The sequence below is a fragment of the Oleiagrimonas sp. MCCC 1A03011 genome (assembly GCF_003267965.1).
Taxonomy (GTDB): Bacteria; Pseudomonadota; Gammaproteobacteria; order Xanthomonadales; family Rhodanobacteraceae; genus Oleiagrimonas; species Oleiagrimonas citrea.
Genome location: NZ_MSPY01000039.1, coordinates 1 through 970 on the forward strand (window position 1 = coordinate 1; position 970 = coordinate 970).

Annotated in this window: 2 protein-coding genes; both read left to right on the forward strand. The window is 61.3% G+C overall.

What is annotated here, in order from left to right:
• Positions 1–72 precede the first annotated feature (72 nt).
• Complete coding sequence (locus tag BTJ49_RS15250) at positions 73–339, forward strand: transposase (RefSeq protein WP_168184784.1); 267 nt, start codon at positions 73–75, stop codon at positions 337–339.
• A 126-nt stretch (positions 340–465) separates the two neighbouring features.
• Positions 466–970 (forward strand): DDE-type integrase/transposase/recombinase (locus BTJ49_RS15255; RefSeq protein ID WP_146742399.1); only part of this gene is annotated, 505 nt, incomplete at its 3' end.

Genomic DNA, 970 nt, shown 5'->3' on the forward strand with positions numbered 1-970 from the left:
CGTAAGCTTCCCCTCTAGCGAGACACCGCAAAAGTAGAACTTTCTGGCATGGTTCACCCACCAGGAGGTTCCATGAAGAAGTCCCGATTCACCGAGCACCAGATCGTGACGATCCTCAAGCAGGCCGACGCCGGCATCCCGGTCAAGGAGATCTGCCGGCAGGCCGGCATCAGTACGCCGACCTACTACAAGTGGAAATCCAAGTACGGCGGCATGGAAGCGTCGGACCTTAAGCGGGTCAAGGACCTGGAGGCCGAAAACGCCCGGCTCAAGCGCATGTACGCGGAGCTGGCGCTGGACAACGCGGCCATGAAGGATCTGATCACAAAAAAACTGTAGGGCCGGCCCACAAACGCGAAGCGGCCCGCTACCTGATCGAGGGTGCATGGTCGTCCCGTGGTCCGGTCCTGTTCATGCGTAGGAATCTCGCGAGCAGCCTGGTACCGACCGCCATTGGACTGGACCGTGCGTGACGCCGAGGTGATCGCGGCGCTGGCCGGCCTGGTGGAGGATCGCCCCAGTCGCGGTTTCTGGAAGTGCCGCAAACTGCTGCGCAGGACGCGACCGGAATGGAATCACAAGCGAATCTATCGGGTGTACAAGGCCATGCGATTGAATCTGCGAAGGACCGCTAAACGGCGCTTGCCCAAGCGGCAGCGCGTTCCCCTGTACGTGCCGAATGAGCCAGATGTCGTCTGGTCCGCCGATTTCGTGTCCGATGCCTTGGCCTGCGGCCGGCGGTTTTGGACCTTCAACGTAGTCGACGACTTCAATCGCGAGGCACTGCACATCGAGGTGGATACGTCGATCACCTCGCACCGTCTGGTGCGCATCTTCGAGCAACTGCGTCGTGATCATGGCCTCCCGCAAGTACTGCGCACCGGCAACGGCCCCGAATTTCTGGGAGAGGCGCTCGTGATGTGGGCCAAGGAGCACGGCATGGCGATCCGGGACATCCAGCCTGGAAAGC